Source organism: Actinomadura roseirufa (assembly GCF_900659635.1).
GTDB classification, from domain to species: Bacteria; Actinomycetota; Actinomycetes; order Streptosporangiales; family Streptosporangiaceae; genus Spirillospora; species Spirillospora roseirufa.
The window spans coordinates 1-18,035 of sequence record NZ_CAACVB010000018.1 but is presented as its reverse complement, the minus strand read 5'-3'; the positions used below and the strand labels follow the sequence as shown (position 1 = coordinate 18,035).

General features: G+C 73.2%; 15 protein-coding genes and 1 rRNA gene. 13 read left to right on the top strand and 3 right to left on the bottom strand.

The genetic code is table 11. The features are described from left to right. Positions 1-92: 92 nt before the first annotated feature. Complete coding sequence (gene pheS, locus E1291_RS06215; protein ID WP_131736759.1) at positions 93-1,202, top strand: phenylalanine--tRNA ligase subunit alpha; 1,110 nt, start codon at positions 93-95, stop codon at positions 1,200-1,202. Beyond that, positions 1,202-3,676 (top strand): phenylalanine--tRNA ligase subunit beta, encoded by a 2,475-nt coding sequence (gene pheT, locus E1291_RS06210; RefSeq protein ID WP_131736758.1) that lies wholly within the window; start codon positions 1,202-1,204, stop codon positions 3,674-3,676. Before pheS ends, pheT begins: the two co-directional genes overlap by 1 nt. 350 nt (positions 3,677-4,026) lie before the next feature. Here pheT and E1291_RS06205 read toward each other — a convergent pair whose 3' ends face one another. From E1291_RS06205 to E1291_RS06195, 3 genes are all read right to left on the bottom strand, one after another. Continuing rightward, entirely contained in the window at positions 4,027-4,848 is an 822-nt protein-coding gene (locus tag E1291_RS06205) for an ABC transporter permease (protein WP_131736757.1), read from the bottom strand. 125 nt (positions 4,849-4,973) lie between these two features. Beyond that, entirely contained in the window at positions 4,974-5,936 is a 963-nt protein-coding gene (locus tag E1291_RS06200) for an ABC transporter ATP-binding protein (protein WP_131736756.1), read from the bottom strand. Then, entirely contained in the window at positions 5,933-6,421 is a 489-nt protein-coding gene (locus E1291_RS06195; RefSeq protein ID WP_131736755.1) for a MarR family winged helix-turn-helix transcriptional regulator, read from the bottom strand. Before E1291_RS06195 ends, E1291_RS06200 begins: the two co-directional genes overlap by 4 nt. Positions 6,422-6,584: 163 nt before the next feature. On the opposite strand from E1291_RS06195, the gene argC reads away from it, so the two are divergent. The 11 genes from argC to E1291_RS06140 all read left to right on the top strand — a co-directional run. Next, on the top strand, positions 6,585-7,613 hold the full coding sequence (gene argC, locus E1291_RS06190; protein WP_131736754.1) for an N-acetyl-gamma-glutamyl-phosphate reductase: 1,029 nt from the start codon (positions 6,585-6,587) through the stop codon (positions 7,611-7,613). Then, the gene (gene argJ / locus E1291_RS06185; protein WP_131736753.1) at positions 7,610-8,767 is read left to right on the top strand and encodes a bifunctional glutamate N-acetyltransferase/amino-acid acetyltransferase ArgJ; all 1,158 of its coding nucleotides are present in this window, start codon (positions 7,610-7,612) and stop codon (positions 8,765-8,767) included. The genes argC and argJ overlap by 4 nt, the downstream gene beginning before the upstream one ends. A gap of 38 nt (positions 8,768-8,805) precedes the next feature. After that, complete coding sequence (gene argB / locus E1291_RS06180) at positions 8,806-9,696, top strand: acetylglutamate kinase (protein ID WP_370770955.1); 891 nt, start codon at positions 8,806-8,808, stop codon at positions 9,694-9,696. After that, entirely contained in the window at positions 9,693-10,886 is a 1,194-nt protein-coding gene (locus E1291_RS06175; protein WP_278045233.1) for an acetylornithine transaminase, read from the top strand. The genes argB and E1291_RS06175 overlap by 4 nt, the downstream gene beginning before the upstream one ends. After that, positions 10,883-11,800, top strand: coding sequence for an ornithine carbamoyltransferase (argF, locus tag E1291_RS06170; RefSeq protein ID WP_131736751.1), 918 nt, complete (start codon positions 10,883-10,885; stop codon positions 11,798-11,800). Before E1291_RS06175 ends, argF begins: the two co-directional genes overlap by 4 nt. Next, on the top strand, positions 11,797-12,312 hold the full coding sequence (locus E1291_RS06165) for an arginine repressor (protein WP_131736750.1): 516 nt from the start codon (positions 11,797-11,799) through the stop codon (positions 12,310-12,312). Before argF ends, E1291_RS06165 begins: the two co-directional genes overlap by 4 nt. A gap of 68 nt (positions 12,313-12,380) precedes the next feature. After that, positions 12,381-13,583, top strand: a complete 1,203-nt coding sequence (locus tag E1291_RS06160) for an argininosuccinate synthase (protein WP_131736749.1) — start codon at positions 12,381-12,383, stop codon at positions 13,581-13,583. Between the two features lie 192 nt (positions 13,584-13,775). Further along, positions 13,776-15,194 (top strand): argininosuccinate lyase, encoded by a 1,419-nt coding sequence (argH, locus tag E1291_RS06155; RefSeq protein WP_131736748.1) that lies wholly within the window; start codon positions 13,776-13,778, stop codon positions 15,192-15,194. A gap of 113 nt (positions 15,195-15,307) precedes the next feature. Then, on the top strand, positions 15,308-15,937 hold the full coding sequence (locus E1291_RS06150; protein WP_131736747.1) for a DNA-3-methyladenine glycosylase: 630 nt from the start codon (positions 15,308-15,310) through the stop codon (positions 15,935-15,937). A 101-nt stretch (positions 15,938-16,038) separates the two neighbouring features. Further along, positions 16,039-17,316 carry a tyrosine--tRNA ligase gene (tyrS, locus tag E1291_RS06145; protein WP_131736746.1) on the top strand — a complete coding sequence of 426 codons (1,278 nt, stop codon included), beginning with the start codon at positions 16,039-16,041 and terminating at the stop codon, positions 17,314-17,316. Between the two features lie 636 nt (positions 17,317-17,952). Continuing rightward, positions 17,953-18,035 (top strand): 16S ribosomal RNA (locus tag E1291_RS06140); the annotation flags it as partial.

The following is an 18,035-nucleotide window of genomic DNA, read 5'->3' as shown; positions in this document are numbered from 1 at the left end:
GGGCAGCGCGGAACGCGCACGTCCTGCCGGATACCCACCGCCCGCGCACTAGACTGCGGGCGTCCCACGCCGACCGGAGTCATCACACCACCATGTCTGCACCCAACAAGTCCTACGACCCTGTCGAGGTGTCCGCATTGCAGCCCGAAGAGCTGGAGCGGGCCCGAGCCGAGGCGCTCGCCGCCATCGCCGCCGCCGCCGACCTCGAGGCGCTCAAGCAGGTCCGCCTGGCGCACGCCGGAGACCGTTCCCCCCTGGCGCTGGCCAACCGTGAGATCGGCGCGCTGCCGCCCGCCGGCCGCGCCGAGGCCGGCAAGCGCATCGGCGCCGCCCGCGGGGCGGTCTCCCAGGCGCTTAAGGCCCGCCAGGCCGAGCTGGAGGAGGAGCGCGACCAGCGCGTCCTCGTCGAGGAGACCGTCGACGTCACGCTGCCGTGGGACCGCGCCCCCCGCGGGGCCCGGCACCCGCTGACCACGCTGCAGGAGCGGATGGCCGACGTCTTCGTCGCCATGGGCTTCGAGGTCGCCGAGGGGCCCGAGGTCGAGGCGGAGTGGTTCAACTTCGACGCGCTCAACTTCACCCCCGACCACCCGGCCCGCACCATGCAGGACACCTTCTTCGTGGGGGCGGAGGAGACCGGGCTGGTGCTGCGCACGCACACCTCGCCCGTGCAGATCAGGTCGCTGCTGTCGCGGCCGCTGCCGGTGTACGTGGTGGTGCCGGGGCGCACGTTCCGCACCGACGAGCTGGACGCCACGCACAGCCCCGTCTTCCACCAGCTCGAGGGTCTCGCGGTGGACGAGGGCCTGACGATGGCCGACCTTCGCGGCGGCATCGACGCGTTCGTCGGCGGGATGTTCGGCCCGGGGCTGCGGACGCGGTTCCGGCCGTCGTACTTCCCCTTCACCGAGCCCTCGGCAGAGGTCGACATGCAGTGCTTCGTGTGCCGCGGCGCCTCGGTGGAGCGGGGGGCGGACCCGTGCCGCACCTGCCACTCCGAGGGCTGGATCGAGCTCGGCGGCTGCGGCATGGTCAACCCGCGGGTGCTGGTCGCCTGCGGCGTCGACCCGGACCGCTACAGCGGCTGGGCGTTCGGGCTGGGCGTCGAGCGGACGCTGATGTTCCGGCACGGTGTGGAGGACATGCACGACATGGTGGAGGGCGACGTCCGGTTCACCCTCCCGTTCGGGATGGAGATCTGATGCGGGCGCCGCTTTCCTGGCTGCGTGAGCACGTGGAGCTCCCGGCCGGCGTCACCGGCCGCGAGCTGGCCGCCAAGCTGATCGCCGCGGGCCTCGAGGTCGAGACCGTGGAGGAGGCGGGCGCCGACCTCAGTGGGCCGCTGGTGGTGGGCCGGGTCCTGGAGATCGAGGAGCTGACCGGCTTCAAGAAGCCCATCCGCTACTGCCAGGTGGACGTGGGGCGGGCGAACGGGACGGGCGAGCCGCAGAGCATCGTGTGCGGTGCGACGAACTTCGCCGTCGGCGACGACGTCGTCGTGATCCTGCCCGGCGGGGTGCTGCCCGGCGGTTTCCGGATCGGGTCGCGCAAGACCTACGGCCGGCTGTCGGAGGGCATGATCTGCTCGGTCACCGAGCTGGGCATCGGCGACGATCACAGCGGCATCCTCGTGCTGCCGCCGGGCACGCCCGCGGGCACGGACGCGGTGGAGCTGCTCGGGCTGCGCGACGACGTGCTGGACATCGCCGTCACCCCGGACCGGAGCTACGCGCTGTCGATCCGCGGCATCGCCCGCGAGGCGGCCGTGGCCTACGGCGTGCCGTTCACCGACCCCGCCGACGTCGAGCCGCCTGCCGAGGCGGGGGAGTCCTACCCGGCGAGCATCGGCGACCCCACGGCCGCCGACCGGTTCGTGCTGCGGGAGGTGCGCGGCTTCGACGCGGACGCGCGGACGCCGATGTGGATGCGGGTCCGCCTGCACCGCGCCGGGATGCGCGCGGTGTCGCTGGCCGTGGACGTCACCAACTACCTGATGCTGGAGCTCGGGCAGCCGCTGCACGCCTTCGACCGGGCCAAGCTGACCGGCCCGATCGTGGTGCGGCGCGCGGCGCAGGGCGAGATGCTGGAGACGCTCGACCACGTCAAGCGGGCCCTGGACCCGGACGACATCCTCATCACCGACGCCTCGGGGCCGATCTCCCTGGCGGGCACGATGGGCGGTCTGGCGACGGAGATCGACGACCGGTCCACCGCGATGGTCATCGAGGCCGCGCACTTCGACGCCCCGGGCATCGCCCGGATGGCGCGCCGGCACCGGCTGCACAGCGAGGCGTCCTACCGGTTCGAGCGCGGGGTCGACCGCGACCTGCCGCTGTACGCCTCGTACCGGGCGGCGCGGATGCTGGCCGAGCTCGGCGGCGCCGAGATCGTGCCCGGCGTCACGCACGCGCAGGTGCCCGCCGAGCCCGTGACGATCACGATGGCGGCGGGCCACCCGGGGCGGGTGGCGGGCCTGACCTACCCGCGCGAGGCGGTCGTCCGGCGGCTGGAGCAGGTCGGCTGCGCCGTGACGGGCGGGGACGTCCTCACCGTGACGCCGCCGGCGTGGCGCCCGGACCTGACCGAGCCGAACGACCTCGCCGAGGAGGTCATCAGGCTCGAGGGGTACGACCACATCCCCTCACGGCCGCCGCGGGCCGCCGGGCAGGGTCTGACCGGCGAGCAGCGGCTGCGCCGCCGGATCGGCCGCGCCCTTGCCGGCGCGGGCTACGTCGAGGTGCTGGCCTTCCCGTTCGCCGCCGAGAAGGACTGGGACGACCTGCAGCTTCCGGCCGACGACGCGCGCCGCGCGGCGCTGCGGCTGGCCAACCCGATGTCGGAGGACGAGCCGCTCCTGCGCACCACGCTGCTGCCGGGCCTGCTGCGCGCGCTGGGGCACAACGTGGGGCGCGGGTTCGGCGACGCGGCCCTCTTCGAGACGGGAGCGGTGTTCCTGCCCCGTCCCGGAGCGCCGGAGCGGTCGCCGCGGCTGCGGGTGGATCGCGGCCCGACGGCGGAGGAGATCGCCTCGGTGGAGGCGGCGCTGCCCGACCAGCCCTACCGGGTGGCGGTGGCGCTGTCCGGTGAGCGCGAGCGCTCCGGCTGGTGGGGCGCGGGCCGTCCGGCGCTGTGGGCGGACGCCGTCGAGGCCGCGCGGACGGTCGCCCGCGAGGTCGGCGTCGAGCTGACGGTCAGGGCGGACCGGCACGCGCCCTGGCACCCGGGCCGCTGCGCCGCCCTGTACGCCGGTGACGTCCTCGTCGGCCACGCGGGCGAGCTGCACCCCCGGGTCACCAAGGCGTACGGGCTTCCGGAGCGCAGCTGCGCGATGGAGCTGGAGCTGCGCCGGCTGGGCGAGCCGGTGCCGGTGCGGGCGCCGCACGTCTCGACCTACCCGGTCGCCACCCAGGATGTCGCGCTGGTCGTCGGCTCCGCGGTGCCCGCCGCCGACGTCGAGGCGGCGCTGCGGGAGGGCGCGGGCGAGCTGCTGGAGGCGATCCGGCTGTTCGACGTGTACACCGGCGAGCAGGTCGGCGAGGGCCGCAAGTCGCTGGCCTACGCGCTGCGGTTCCGGGCGGCGGACCGGACGCTGACCGCGGAGGAGGCGTCCCAGGCCAGGGACGCGGCGGTCGCGGTGGCGGCCGAGCGGACCGGCGCGGTCCTGCGCGGCGCCTGACGACCCCGTCATGGCGTGTCCCGGACCGGCTCGGATCCGGGACACGCCTCACGCCGGCGAAGCCGGGCGCGTGCGAGGGACGCTCCCGGCGAGGACCTGGTGAAGTTCCCGGACGGCGGGCTCCCTCCGCCGCCGGGCCGGGACGGCTCTCAGCACCGTCCGCCCCGTCTCCGCGATCACGTGACTGCGCCGGCCCGGGGCCAGGCCGGTGAGCACCTCCGTGGCGAGCCGTGCCCCCGGCCCCGCCCCGCCCTTGATCACGGAGGTGCGCTGGAGAACGAAGAGCGGGGTCCGTACACGGAGGCCCTGCGCACCCGGCGGGGTGCGCAGGGCCTGGGGGGCCGTTCCTCTCAGGTGAGGACGCGGCGGGTGAAGGTGCGGGCGGCGGCCCATGACAGCGCCGCCGTGCCGAGGATCAGGACCGAGCCGAACGCCCAGATGGGCATGTGCTCCATCTGCGGTGTCAGTGCGGTGCGCAGCCCCTCGTTGACGTACACCATCGGGTTGATCAGGGTGACGATCTGCAGCCAGCGGACGTGGTCGAGCGCGGCCCAGGGGTAGTAGACGCAGCCGAGCATCGACATGGGCACCAGGACGAGCGCGAACAGCACCTGCGACTTCTGCGGGTCGATGAGCGTGCCGAGCAGCAGCCCGCCGGACGCGCACATCAGCGAGCCCGTCACGAGCGTCAGCAGCAGCACCGGCCAGTTGCCGACGTGGATGTTCGGTGCCTGGCCGCCGGCGTGGACGAACAGCACGCAGGGGAAGACCAGCAGCCCGGCGATCAGCGCCTGCAGCCCCGCCGCCGTGATCTTCTGCAGGGCCAGCACGGGGACCGGCACGGGGGCCAGGGCCCGGTCGGTGATGGACCGCTGCCAGGACAGCTCCATCATCAGCGGGAAGATCGCGGCCATCATGCCCTGCATCACGATGGCCGAGCCGACCAGTCCGGGCACGAGGATGGTGGCGAAGGTGGGGCCGCCGTCCTTGGACGCGAATCCGCCCGCCCCGGCGCCGGACCCGACCTTCGGCAGGACGTAGGCGAACACGAACACGAACATCAGCGGCTGGACGAGCACGCGGACGAACGTGGAGAGGAAGTTCTTGCGCATGACCCTGACCTCGCGCGCCATCATCGCGAGGAACGTGCCGGTCAGGGTGGCCCGGGGCATGGCCGGACCGGGTCCGGCGGCCTCGTTGCGGGGGGCGGCGGGTGACGGCGCGGACTCAGATCCGGCCGGCTCCTCGGTGGTCCCGCCGGGCGTGGGCCCGGTGGCGTTCGGGCTGGCTGGGGAGGTCAATCTCGGTACTCCCGTCCGGTGAGGGTGAGGAAGACGGTCTCCAGGCTGGGGCGGAGCTGGGCGGCGTCGGTGACGCCGACCCCGGCGGCGGCGCCGGCGGCGACGAGCTCGCCGAGCACGCCGGCGGGGGAGCGGGCGAACACGCGGACCTGGCCGTCGCCGACCTCGATCCGGCTGACGCCCTCGCGCCGGTCGAGGGCGTGGACGCCCTCGGGGACCGCGCCGTCGAAGGAGACGGTGATGACGGTGTCGGTTCCCGCCGAGCCCTTAAGGCCCTCGACGGTGTCGCTGGCCAGGACCGTGCCGTGGTCGACGACCGCGACCCGGTCGCAGAGGGCCTCGGCCTCCTCCATGTAGTGGGTGGTGAGCAGGATGGTCTGGCCGCGGCTCTGGAGGCCGCGCAGCAGCTCCCACAGGTTGGCCCGGTTCTGCGGGTCGAGACCGGCGGTGGGCTCGTCCAGGAACAGCACCTCGGGCCGGTGCACCAGGGCGCGGGCGATCATCAGCCGCTTGACCTGCCCGCCCGACATCTCGAACGGGACGCCCTTGCGGCGGTCGGTGAGGCCGAACAGCTCCAGCAGCTCCTCGGCGCGGCGGCGGGCGTCGCGGGCGCCGAGGCCGAAGTAGCGGCCGCGGAACTCCAGGTTCTCGAAGGCGGTGAGGTCGGCGTCGAGGGTGTTGTTCTGCGACACCATGCCGATGCGGCGCTTGACCTCGACCGGCCGCCGGGCCACGTCGAAGCCGCACACCTCGGCGGTGCCGCTCGTGGGCACCACCAGCGTGGTCAGCATCCCGATGGTGGTCGACTTCCCGGCGCCGTTCGGGCCGAGCAGCCCGAAGAACTCGCCGGGCCGCACCTCCAGGTCGATGCCCCGCACCGCGGGCACATCCCCACGCGGGCTCGTGTAGGTCTTGTGCAGGTCCACCGTGCGGACGGCGGGCCCAGGGGACGCGGTCACGCGCTTTCCTCCCTCGTCTCTGAGTGTTCCTCGAACCGCTTGATGAGGCTGAGCAGGAATCTGCGGACGGCGGGCTCGTCGCCCTCGTCGACGACGTCGTAGAGCTGCACGATGTCGTGGCCGATCGGCTGGTTCTTCTCGGCGACCAGCCGCCGTCCGGCCTCGGTGATGTGCACGAGGACGGCGCGCCGGTCCTGCTCGGAGCGGCGCCGCTCGGCGTGGCCGTTGCGCTCCAGGGTGTCGACGACGGAGGTCACCGTCGCCGGGGTGATGAGCAGCCGCCTGGCTATCTCACCGGCCCGCAGGCCGTCCTCGACGGAGAGCGCGCGCAGCGTGAAGAACCCCGCCGGGCTGACCCCGTGCCGCTCGACCAGCCGCAACACGATCGGCCCCGAGAGCCGTGAGGCCACCGCGAAGAGACGGCCGATGGGCCACTCCTCCACGGGGCCGAGCCGAGACAGGTCACCGAAGCCGAGGTTCTCCACGACGGGGATTATTAGCCCACCGATGTTTAGGTGTCAAATCTTTAGCCGCCTAAGCATCTTTGTGGCTCTCGTCTCAAACTCCTACAAGCCGGGCACGGATCATTGAATACTCATCCAGCAGCATGCATACTCTTGCTCATTGCTTCCGAAGGGCAGAGTGGACATGGGAATCCGGACGGCGGTCGCCGGCGCCAGCGGGTACGCGGGCGGCGAGCTGCTGCGCATCCTGGCGGGACATCCAGAGTTCGAGATCGGCGCGCTCACCGCGGGCTCCAACGCGGGCACCGAGCTGGGCGCGCACCACCCCCACCTGCGATCACTGGCCGGGCGCGTCCTGGCCGAGACCACCCCGGAGACCCTCGCCGGTCACGACGTCGTGTTCCTGGCCCTGCCGCACGGCCGGTCCGGGCCGCTCGCCGAGCGGCTCGGCGAGGAGGTGCTCGTCGTCGACTGCGGCGCCGACCACCGGCTCGCCGACCCGGCGGCCTGGGAGCGGTTCTACGGCACGGCCCACGCGGGCACCTGGCCCTACGGGCTTCCCGAGCTGCCGGGCCAGCGGGCCGCGCTGCGCCGTGCGCGGCGCATCGCCGTGCCCGGCTGCTACCCGACCGCGGTGACCCTCGCGCTGTTCCCGGCCTTCGCCGCCGGGCTCGCCGAACCGGACGTCGTCGTGGTCGCCGCGTCCGGCACCTCGGGCGCCGGGCGGGCCCTCAAACCGCACCTGCTGGGCAGCGAGGTCATGGGCTCGGTGAGCGCCTACGCCGCCGGCGGCCTGCACCGGCACACCCCCGAGATGGCGCAGAACCTCGGCGTGGTCGCCTGCGGCCCGGTCACGGTGTCGTTCACCCCGACGCTCGCGCCGATGAGCCGGGGCATCCTCGCCACCTGCACCGCCAAGGCCCGTCCCGGCGTCACCGCCGCGTCGCTGCGCGCCGCCTACGAGCGGGCGTACGAGGGAGAGCCGTTCCTCGGCCTGCTGCCGGAGGGGCGGTGGCCGGCCACGTCCATGACGCTCGGCGCGAACACCGTCCTCGTCCAGGCGGCCCTGGACGAGGACGCCGGGCGGATCGTCGTCGTCGCCGCCATCGACAACCTCACCAAGGGCACGGCGGGCGGTGCCGTCCAGAGCGCCAACCTCGCCCTCGGCCTCCCGGAAGAACTCGGGCTCACCACGATCGGAGTGTCTCCTTGAGCGTCACCGCCCCCCGGGGTTTCCGCGCCGCCGGTGTCGTCGCCGGGCTGAAGAACGGCGGCGGCCGCGACCTGGCCCTCGTCGTCAACGACGGGCCGTCCCGCGCGGCGGCGGGGGTGTTCACCCGCAACCGCGTGAAGGCCGCCCCCGTGCTGTGGTCGGAGCGGGTGCTCAAGGGCGGCCGTGTCCGCGCGGTCGTGCTGAACTCCGGCGGCGCCAACGCCTGCACCGGCGCGCCCGGCTTCCAGGACACCCACGCCACCGCCGAGCGGGCCGCCGGGCTCCTGGAGGAGTCGGCCGGGGAGATCGCGGTCTGCTCCACCGGGCTGATCGGCGAGCGGCTCCCGATGGACGTGCTGCTGCCCGGCGTCGACACGGCCGTCGCCGAGCTGTCGCGCGGGGACGGCGGGCTCGCCGCGGCCGACGCCATCCGCACCACCGACACCGTCGCGAAGATCTCCTTCCGGCAGGGCGCCGGCGGCTACATGATCGGCGCGATGGCCAAGGGCGCGGGCATGCTCGCCCCGTCCCTGGCCACGATGCTGTGCGTCGTCACCACCGACGCCGACCTGCCCGCCGAGGTGCTGGACCGGGCGCTGCGCGCGGCCACCGCCGTCACCTTCGACCGGCTCGACGCCGACGGCTGCATGTCCACCAACGACGCCGTCCTGCTGCTGGCCTCGGGCGCCACCGGGGTCGTCCCCGGCGAGGAGGAGTTCACCGCGCTGCTCACCGAGGTGTGCGGCGACCTCGGCCGGCAGCTCCTCGTCGACGCCGAGGGCGCGTCCAAGGCCATCGCGATCGAGGTGGTCGGCGCCGCGTCCGACGCCGACGCGGTCACCGCCGGGCGCTCGGTCGCCCGCAACAACCTGCTCAAGTGCGCCATCCACGGCGAGGACCCCAACTGGGGCCGGGTGCTGGCGGCCGTCGGCACCACCGACGCGGTGTTCGACCCCGACCAGCTGAACGTCGCGATCAACGGCGTGTGGGTGTGCCGCGGCGGCTCGTTCGGCGACGACCGCGACAAGGTCGACCTCCGCCCCCGCGACGTGACGATCACCGTCGACCTGTCGGCGGGCCCGCACAGCGCGACCGTCTGGACGACCGACCTCACGGCCGACTACGTCCACGAGAACTCGGCGTACTCGACATGAGCGCGGTCACCCCGGGCACCGGCGAGCGGAGCGAGCTCATGGGCAGGGCGGAGACGCTGATCAAGGCGCTGCCGTGGCTGCAGCGCTTCCACGGCCGCACCGTCGTGATCAAGTACGGCGGGCACGCGATGACGCAGGAGGCGCTGCGGCACTCGTTCGCCGAGGACGTCGTGTTCCTGCGCTACGCGGGCCTGCGGCCGGTGATCGTGCACGGCGGCGGCCCCCAGATCGACTCGGCGCTGGCCCGCAACGGCATCGACTCGACGTTCACCGCCGGGCTGCGGGTGACCACGCCGGAGGCCATGGACGTCGTCCGGATGGTGCTGACCGGGCAGGTGCAGCGGGACGTGGTCGGGCTGGTCAACCGGCACGGCCCGTTCGCGGTCGGCATGTCCGGCGAGGACGCGAACCTGTTCACCGCCGAGCGCAAGCACGCGGTCGTGGACGGCGAGCCCGTCGACATCGGCCAGGTCGGCGAGATCGTCGAGGTTCAGGTCGGCGCCGTGCGGGCGCTGCTGGACGACGGCCGGATCCCGGTGGTCTCCAGCGTCGCGCGCGGCGACGACGGCGAGGTCTACAACGTCAACGCCGACACCGCCGCCGCGGCCCTCGCGGTCGCGCTGGACGCGGCGAAGCTCGTCGTGCTCACCGACGTGGAGGGCCTGTACGCCGACTGGCCCGACAGCGACGACGTGATCGGCAGCCTCACCACCGACGAGCTGGCGGCGCTGCTGCCGGGCCTGTCGGCGGGGATGGCGCCGAAGATGGAGGCCTGCCTGACCGCCGTGCGCGGCGGTGTCCCGCGGGCCCACGTGCTGGACGGGCGGGTCCCGCACTCGCTGCTGCTGGAGATCTTCACCGACGAAGGGATCGGGACGATGGTGCTGCCCTCCCCCCTGGGCGCGTCCGTACTGGAGGAGACGGCGTGAGCGACCTGCGCGAGCGGTACCAGGCCGCGTTCATGCCGAACTACGGCGTCCCCCCGTTGGCGCTCGTCCGCGGCGAGGGCTGCCGGGTGTGGGACGCCGACGGCCGCGCCTACCTGGACCTGATCGCCGGTATCGCGGTCAGCTCCCTCGGGCACGGCCACCCGGCGCTGGTCGAGGCGGTGTCGGCACAGGTCGCGACGCTGGCGCACACCTCGAACCTGTTCGTCAACGAGCCCGCGGTGCTGCTCGCCGAGCGGCTGCTGGACCTGCTCGGCGGCGACGGCCGGGTGTTCCTGTCCAACAGCGGCACCGAGGCCAACGAGTGCGCGCTGAAGCTCGCGATCAAGCACGGCCGGGCGAACGGCCGGTCCGTCTTCGTCGCGACGGAGAACGGGTTCCACGGCCGGAGCATGGGCGCGCTGGCCCTGACCGGCAAGGCCTCGATCCGGGAGCCGTTCGGGCCGCACGCCCTGGACGTCCGGTTCGTCCCCTACGGTGATGTCGCCGCGCTCAAGGCCGCGGTGGACGAGGACTGCGCCGCGCTCTTCCTCGAGCCGGCGCAGGGCGAGGGTGGGGTCGTCCCGCCGCCGGACGGCTACCTCGCGGCGGCGCGGGAGATCTGCGACGCCACCGGCGCGCTGCTGGTCTCCGACGAGATCCAGTCGGCGATCGGCCGGACCGGCGCCTGGTTCGCCTTCGAGCACGACCTCGCCGGGGCGCGGCCCGACATCCTCACGCTGGCCAAGGGCCTCGGCGGGGGGCTGCCGATCGGCGCGTGCGTCGCGTTCGGCCCGCACGGCGGCATCTTCGCCAAGGGCGACCACGGCAGCACCTTCGGCGGCAACCCGGTCGCCGCGGCCGCCGCCCTCGCCGTGCTCACCACCATCGAGCGCGACGGGCTGCTCGGCAACGCCGCCGCGACGGGGGAGGTCCTCGCCGCGGGGATCGCCGCCGTGGAGCATCCGCTGCTGGCGGGCGTGCGGGGCCGCGGACTCTGGCGCGCCGCCGTGCTGACCGGGCCGCACGCCCCCGCCGCCGAGGCCGCCGCCCGCGCGGCCGGCTTCCTGGTCAACGCCGTCCAGCCGGACGCGCTGCGGCTCGCCCCGCCGCTGACCCTCACCGCCGGGCAGGCGCGCTCGTTCACCGACGCGTTGCCGGCGATCCTGGACGCGACGGAGGTGGCCGCGTGACCAGGCACTTCCTGCGCGACGACGACCTCACGCCCGCCGAGCAGGCCGAGGTCCTCGACCTCGCCGCCCGGGTGAAGGCCGACCGGTTCGGGTTCCGGCCGCTCGAAGGTCCCCGGTCGGTCGCGGTCCTGTTCGACAAGCCGTCCACCCGCACCCGGCTGTCGTTCGCGGCAGGCATCGCCGAGCTGGGCGGGAACCCGCTGGTCATGGACGCCGGAACGAGCCAGCTCGGCCGCGGCGAGACCATCGCCGACACCGCCCGCGTCCTAGAACGGCAGGTCGCCGCGATCGTGTGGCGGACCGGCGGGCAGGAGCGGATCGAGGAGATGGCGGACGGGACCACCGTGCCCGTCGTCAACGCCCTCACCGACGAGTTCCACCCCTGCCAGATCCTCGCCGACCTGCAGACCGTCCGGGAGGCCAGGGGCGCCCTGCCCGGCCTCACCCTCGCCTACTTCGGCGACGGCGCCAACAACATGTCCCATTCCTATCTGCTCGGCTGCGCCACGGCCGGCATGCACGTGCGGGTCGCCGCCCCCGCGGGCGAGCCGCCCGCCGCCGCGGTCGTCGCCCGCGCCACCGAGATCGCCGCCGCCACCGGCGGGTCGGTGACCGTCACCGCCGACGCCCGCGCCGCCGCCTCCGGCGCCGACGTCCTCGCCACCGACACCTGGGTGTCGATGGGGCAGGGCGGCAAGGACACCGCCCGCTACGAGCCGTACGCCGTGGACGAGGCCCTGCTCGGCCTCGCCGGCCCCGACGCGATCGTCCTGCACTGCCTGCCCGCCTACCGCGGCAAGGAGATCGCCGCCGCGGTCCTCGACGGCCCCCGCAGCCGGGTCTGGGACGAGGCCGAGAACCGCCTGCACGCCCAGAAGGCCCTGCTGACCTGGCTGCTGGAGCGGTCCGGATGACCACCCCGATGACCAAGGCCGCCCGGCACGCGCGGGTGATCGAGCTGCTGAACCGGCACCCCGTGCACTCGCAGGGTGAGCTGGCCAGGCTGCTCGGCGACGACGGCGTCGAGGTCACCCAGGCCACCCTGTCGCGGGACCTGGTGGACATCGGGGCCGTCCGGCTCCGCGCCGACGACGGCAGCCTGATCTACGCCGTCCCCGGGGAGGGCGGCGAGCGCATCCGGCGGACCCGCACCGGCGCCACCGAGACCTTCGCCGGGCGGCTCGGCCGGATCGCCGCGGAGCTGCTCGTCTCCGCCGAGGCGTCCGCCAACCTCGTCATCGTGCGGACACCGCCGGGGGCCGCGCAGTATCTGGCCTCGGCGATCGACCACGCCGAGTGGCCCTCGATCCTCGGCACCGTCGCGGGCGACGACTCGATCCTCGTCATCGCCCGCGACCCCGTCGGCGGCGAGGACGTCGCGCAGGCACTGCTGAAACTGACGAACGGCCGCGAGCGACGAGGGTAGGGGCCGCCGCGCCCCCGCCTCCGCCGCACACCCCGACCACAGGACACTTCGCACAGGAGAAGACGATCATGAGTGAGCGCGTCGTACTCGCGTACTCGGGGGGCCTGGACACCTCCGTGGCCATCCCGTTCCTCGCCGAGCAGACCGGCGGCGAGATCATCGCGGTGGCGGTCGACGTCGGCCAGGACGGCGAGGACCTCGACACCATCCGCAAGCGGGCGCTGGCCTGCGGCGCGACCGAGTCCGTCGTGGTGGACGCCAAGGAGGAGTTCGCCGCCGACTTCTGCGTCCCCGCCCTGCGGGCCAACGCCCTCTACATGGACCGTTACCCGCTGCTGTCCTCGCTGTCCCGGCCACTGATCGTCAAGCACCTCGTCGCGGCCGCCCGCGAGTTCGGCGGCACCGCGGTCTCGCACGGCTGCACCGGCAAGGGCAACGACCAGGTCCGCTTCGAGGCCGGCCTGTCCGCGCTGAACCCCGACCTGAAGGTCATCGCGCCGGCCCGCGACTACGCCTGGACGCGCGACAAGGCCATCGCGTTCGCCGAGGACAAGGGCCTGCCGATCGACGTGTCGGCCAAGTCCCCCTACTCGATCGACCAGAACCTGTGGGGCCGCGCCGTCGAGACCGGCTTCCTCGAGGACATCTGGAACGGCCCCATCGAGGACGTCTACTCCTACACCTCCGACCCCGCCGAGCCCCGCGAGGCCGACGAGGTCGTCATCACCTTCGCCTCCGGCGTCCCGGTCGCACTGGACGGCCGCCCGCTCACCCCGTACCAGGTCATCGCCGAGCTCAACCGGCGCGCCGGCGCCCAGGGCGTCGGCCGCATCGACATGGTCGAGGACCGGCTCGTCGGCATCAAGAGCCGCGAGGTGTACGAGGCGCCCGCCGCGATCGCGCTCATCGCCGCGCACATGGAGCTGGAGAACGTCACCGTCGAACGCGACCTGGCCCGCTTCAAGCGGTCCGTCGACCAGCGGTGGGGCGAGCTCGTCTACGACGGCCTCTGGTTCTCGCCGCTGAAGGACGCCCTGGACGCGTTCATCGACGACGCGCAGCGGCAGGTCTCCGGCGACGTCCGGATGACCCTGCACGGCGGCCGCGCCGTCGTCACCGGGCGGCGCAGCGACGCCTCCCTCTACAGCTACGACCTGGCGACCTACGACACCGGCGACGCCTTCGACCAGAGCCTGGCCAAGGGCTTCGTCGAGCTGTGGAGCCTGCCCAGCAAGATCGCCGCCAAGCGGGACCGCGACCTCGGCGCCTGACACCCCGCCCGACGCGGCGCCGGGCCGCCGGCCCGGCGCCGCCGGAGCCGTACCCTGTGGCGGACGCCGTGCCGTGCGGGGGAGCCGCGCGCCCGAATCCGGCGCGCGGCGCTTCCGCACGGCGTTCGCGCGGGCCCCGTGATGGGATGGCGGGGACACCTAACGACAACGCAGGGAAAGAAGAGGATCTCCGTGACCAAGGCACCGACGCGACTGTGGGGCGGCCGGTTCGAAGGCGGCCCGTCGGACGCGCTCGCGCGGCTCTCCGTGAGCGTCCAGTTCGACTGGCGGCTCGCCCCCTACGACCTGATGGGCTCGCGCGCGCACGCCCGCGTCCTGAACCGGGCGGGGCTGCTCACCGACGACGAGCTCGAGCGCATGATCGGTGCCCTGGACGACCTGGAGTCGGCCTGCCGGTCCGGCGAGTTCCGTCCCGCCGTCGCCGACGAGGACGTGCACACCGCCCTCGAACGCGGCCTGCTGGAGCGCCTCGGCACGCTCGGCGGCAAGCTGCGCGCCGGCCGCAGCCGCAACGACCAGGTCGCCACCGACCTGCGGCTGTACCTGCGCGACCACGCCCGCCAGATCGTCTCCCGGCTCGTCGAGCTGGAGACCGCGCTGATCGCCCAGGCCGAGCACAACCTCGGCGTCGCCGCCCCCGGCATGACGCACCTCCAGCACGCCCAGCCCGTGCTCTTCTCGCATCAGCTCCTCGCGCACGTGCAGCCGCTCACCCGCGACATCGACCGGCTGCGCGACTGGGACCGCCGCGCCGCGGTGTCCCCCCTCGGTTCCGGGGCGCTCGCCGGGTCCTCGCTGCCGCTGGACCCGCGCGCCACCGCGGCCGAGCTCGGCTTCGACAGCGCCGCCCCCAACTCGATGGACGCCGTCGCCGACCGCGACTTCGTCGCCGAGTTCCTCTTCGCCGCCGCCCTCATCGGCGTGCACCTGTCCCGCCTCGGCGAGGAGATCTGCCTCTGGGCGTCGCAGGAGTTCCGCTGGATCGAGATGGACGACACCTACGCCACCGGGTCGTCGATCATGCCGCAGAAGAAGAACCCCGACGTCGCCGAGCTCGCCCGCGGCAAGGCCGGCCGGCTCATCGGCCACCTGGTCGGCCTGCTGACCACCCTCAAGGGCCTCCCGCTCACCTACAACCGGGACCTCCAGGAGGACAAGGAGGGCGCCTTCGACGCCGTCGAGACGCTCCTGCTCGTCCTGCCCGCGATGTCCGGCCTCATCGCCACCATGCGGGTCAACACCGAACGCCTGGAGGCCCTCGCCCCCGAGGGCTTCGCGCTGGCCACCGACCTTGCGGAGCTGCTCGTCCGGCGCGGCGTCGCCTTCCGGGACGCGCACGAGATCGTCGGGCACCTCGTGGTCTGGTGCCAGGTCAACGACAAGGACTTCGACGACCTCACCGACGACGAGCTGGCGAAGGTCTCCCCGTCGCTCATCCCGGACGTCCGCGAGGTCCTCAACGTCCAGGGCGCGCTGGCGTCCCGCAAGGGCCACGGCGGCACGGCCCCCGAGCGGGTCGGTGAGCAGCTCCGCGACCTCCGCGCGCTGGTCAACGAGCACGCCGGCTGGGCCGCCGGCGCCGACGCCTGAGCCGCCGGACGTTCCGCCCGGCCCGTCCCGCCGCACCGGGCACGGGCCGGGCGGTCTCCGGCGCCGCCTAAGCTGGCTGCCCGGCGGAACCACGACACGATCACGGTGAGGCGATGAGCGGAGCGCTGCTGCCACGGGAGTTCTTCGACCGGCCCGTCCAGGAGGTCGCGCCCGCGCTGCTCGGGCATCGGATCACGCATCGCGCGCCCGGCGGCGACGTCACGGCCCGGATCACCGAGGTCGAGGCCTACGCCGGGCCCCTCGACCCCGCCTCGCACGCCTACCGCGGCCGGACGCCGCGCAACGCCGTCATGTTCGGACCGCCCGGTTTCGCCTACGTCTACTTCACCTACGGCATGCACTTCTGCATGAACCTCGTCTGCGGGCCGGACGGGCTCTCCTCGGCCGTCCTGCTGCGCGCCGGCGAGATCATCGCCGGCGAGGAGGCCGCGCGCGCCCGCCGCCCGCGCTCGACCGTCCGGGACCTCGCCCGCGGTCCCGCCCGGCTCTGCCAGGCCCTCGGCGTCGCCCGCGAGCAGAACGGGCTGGACGTCTGCTCCGCGGGCGGCCCCCTCACCGTCCACGTCGGGGAGCCGGCCGATCCCGCGCTCATCAGATGCGGGCCGCGCACGGGCGTCAACGGGGCCAAGGAGGTCCCCTGGCGCTTCTGGATCGACGGAGACCCCAGCGTCTCCCCATACCGCGCCCACGTCCCGCGGCAGCGCCGGAACCCCGTCCGCTAGCGTCCTCCCGCCCCCCTCCGCGGATACCGTTACCTTTGTTCGCGTTCCATCGGGCACCCTGATGGACGTACGGAGAGAGCAAGGCGGAGACGAGGGAGAACGTGACCGACATCCTGGACGACCTCGCGTGGCGCGACCTCATCGCGCAGTCCACCGATCAGGACGACCTGCGCGCCCTGCTCGCCGCGGGGCCGGTCACGCTGTATTGCGGGTTCGACCCCACCGCGCCCTCGCTGCACCTCGGCAACCTGATCCAGATCCTGATCCTGCGGCGCTTCCAGCTGGCCGGCCACCGGCCCCTCGGCCTCGTCGGCGGCGCCACCGGCCTCATCGGGGACCCCAGCGGCAAGAGCACCGAGCGCGTCCTGAACTCCGAGGAGACCGTCGCCGGATGGGTCGAGCGGATCCGCGGCCAGGTCGCACGGTTCCTCGACTTCGGCGACGGCCCGACCGGCGCCGCCATGGTCAGCAACCTCGACTGGACCGGCCCCATGTCGGCCATCGAGTTCCTGCGCGACATCGGCAAGCACTTCCCGGTGAACCGCATGCTGGCCCGCGAGACGGTGAAGGCCCGCCTCGAAAGCTCCGGGATGAGCTACACGGAGTTCAGCTACGTCCTGCTGCAGTCGATGGACTTCCTCGAGCTGTACCGCCGGCACGGCTGCCGGCTCCAGACCGGCGGCAGCGACCAGTGGGGCAACCTGACCGCCGGCGTCGACCTGATCCGCCGCGTCGAGGGGGGCAGCGCCCACGCGCTGACCACCCCGCTGCTCACCAAGGCCGACGGGTCCAAGTTCGGCAAGACCGCCGGAGGCGAGACCTACTGGCTCGACCCCGAGCTGACCTCGCCTTACGCCTTCTACCAGTTCTGGATCAACTCCGACGACCGGGACGTGGAGAAGCTCCTCAAGGTCTTCAGCTTCCGTACCCGCGAGGAGATCGAGGACCTCGTCAAGCAGGGCGCCGACCGCCCCGCCGCCCGCGCGCCCCAGCGCGCTCTCGCCGAGGAGATGACCACCCTCGTGCACGGCGCCGACGAGACGGCCCGGGTCATCGCCGCGTCCAAGGCCCTGTTCGGGCAGGGCGTCCTCCAGGAGCTGGACGAGCGCACCCTGAGGTCCGCGCTCGCCGAGGTCCCGCGCACGGAGGTCCCGCGGGGCGGCCTGCCGTCCGTGGCCGACCTCCTGGCGGCGTCCGGCCTGTGCAAGAGCAAGTCGGAGGCACGGCGTGCGATCGCCCAGGGCGGCGCCTACCTCAACAACGCCAAGGTGGAGTCGGAGGACGCCGTCCCCGCGGCCGCCGATCTCCTGTACGGCCGCTTCCTCGTCCTGCGGCGAGGCAAGCGCAGCGTCGGCGGCGTCGAGGTGACCGCGCCCTGATCAGGGCCTCTGGCCCACGAAGGACGAGCGCCCTCCGGACGGTTCCGGCGGGCGCTCGGCGCGTTGCGGACGAGCTTCGCCAGATACACGTCACAGTGCGGTTACAAGAGACTGTCCCCGAGCAAGGTTTGAGACCCCGAAAACCCCGACTGACCTGGGGATACATGCCCTCGCGGAGCCGATTTGACGGTGCTGCCGGAGCGACCTAATGTTCTACACGCCCCACGGGGGAGCGGGACGCCGACAGGCGGCCGACCTCGGGGGAAACTTCCACGGAACAGTTGGGTGTGAGTCTCTCGCGCCCAAACGGGACGTGGATGGCCAAACCGCCCAGGGTTTGACAAACCGGACGGAGCGGCTAAACTAGAAGGGTTGCCCCGGAGCGGGGCTCGCGGGAGCGAGTCCGGCGCGGTGGGTGTCCGTTTCTTGAGAACTCAACAGCGTGTTAAAAGCCAGTGCCTTTATCGATCTGGCCGGTTTGTTCGGCCGGATCGCCCCGTGGCCATCGGATCTCAGTGTTCGGTGGTGGGGATTTCTTTGAGGCAATACGGCCCTTCGTGTACGGAGGGTTGTTTGCTGGGATTTTCTTCTGAGGTTTGGCTGCTCGGGGTTCGCGCCTCGGGTGGTCGTTGGACCTTGATGGAGAGTTTGATCCTGGCTCAGGACGAACGCTGGCGGCGTGCTTAACACATGCAAGTCGAGCGGAAAGGCCCCTTCGG